Below are 1,177 nucleotides of genomic sequence, written 5' to 3'. Positions count from 1 at the left end.
GGGAATGATTAATTGTTAATTTAATTAATTATATAATCCTCCTATATGATGATTAATTAATCTGACTTAATAGAAGTCGGAATTAATATTTTTAACTTTTGTCCAAGAAATAAGGTCTCAGACCTTTCCTTCCTTTTAAAAGGATCGGGAGTTACGCAAAATATGAAAATATAAACCACCTGTAGGGGTTAATGGCAGTTAATCCCTATTAGATATAGTCCCTCTGCTTTAGTAGTAGGTACTGATAACTAATAACTGATAATTGGTAACTGATAACTGATAAAGATATGCCTAGAAACCCTGATGAATTTGCCATACACCTGATTTTACAAGGTGGCGCTCGCGAAGAAGTACGTTTTCTGACTCTTAAAGAATTTCAAACTTGGTACAGTGGCGTTATAGTTCCAAAGCATGATTCTCCAGAGTTTGTAAATGTGCCAATTAAGACTATTCAAGGAGAATATATGGTTGTTCGTCCCTCTGCTATAATTGCTATCCGGGTTGAACCTATATTTAATTCTAGTGTTGAAAGATTTTAAGTGAAGTTCTCTGCCGTTGAATCTGATATCATGTCCGCTTAATTAGCAATAATAAAGTTTTTGTTTGTAGTTTTGCTCTAGCCCTTGCAATACTTAATATTATTGCTAAAGTAAAACTACGCAGCTCTATTATAACTGTTCTACCGTAAGGGTAGCTCCCCCGAAGGGGACAAATTATATGGGATGATAACGGGAACTTCAAAACAAGGATAACTGTACCCAATTTCCTGATGAAGTTTCTTGTTTTGTTGAGGCAATGCTACGCTTTACATATCCCGTTTGCGCCCTTCATAACCTAGGAAAGCGTTAACGTGCGTTGTGTGACAGCTAAACACAGACTAACTAACATGAATATTCAGGTAATAGGTATTGATATAGGGGGAACGGCAATTAAACTGGGGCGTTTTGACAAAGATGGAGTTTGTCATCAATTTTTAAATGTGCCAACTCCTCAACCTGCAACCCCAAAAGCAGTAGTTGATGTGATGGTAGAAGCAATTTTGTTATTGCAACGCTCTGCGAACTCTGGTTTAAGATCTAATTCTTCACTCAACAATTATAGTGTTAATCCACTTGATTTATCTGTAGCTAAATCTCAACCAGATAACTCAGCAGTTATTCAAGCAATAGGTATTGGA

At 36.2% G+C, this 1,177-nt stretch carries 1 protein-coding gene and 1 pseudogene; both read left to right on the top strand.

Annotated elements, in window-relative coordinates; genetic code table 11:
* Positions 1–287 precede the first annotated feature (287 nt).
* The gene (locus F6K13_RS34120) at positions 288–539 is read left to right on the top strand and encodes a hypothetical protein (protein WP_124146291.1); all 252 of its coding nucleotides are present in this window, start codon (positions 288–290) and stop codon (positions 537–539) included.
* 347 nt (positions 540–886) lie between these two features.
* Positions 887–1,177 (top strand): annotated as a pseudogene (locus tag F6K13_RS34115) (hypothetical protein); the annotation flags it as partial.

The organism is Okeania sp. SIO2B9 (assembly GCF_010672505.1).
GTDB classification, from domain to species: Bacteria; Cyanobacteriota; Cyanobacteriia; order Cyanobacteriales; family Microcoleaceae; genus Okeania; species Okeania hirsuta.
The sequence above is the reverse complement of the archived record's forward strand: the minus strand, read 5'-3'. Positions and strand labels throughout refer to the sequence as shown.

What these genes read in the sequence shown, in the direction of transcription:
- F6K13_RS34120 (WP_124146291.1), top strand. Translation starts at nt 288, where the DNA reads ATGCCTAGAAACCCTGATGAATTTGCCATACACCTGATTTTACAAGGT.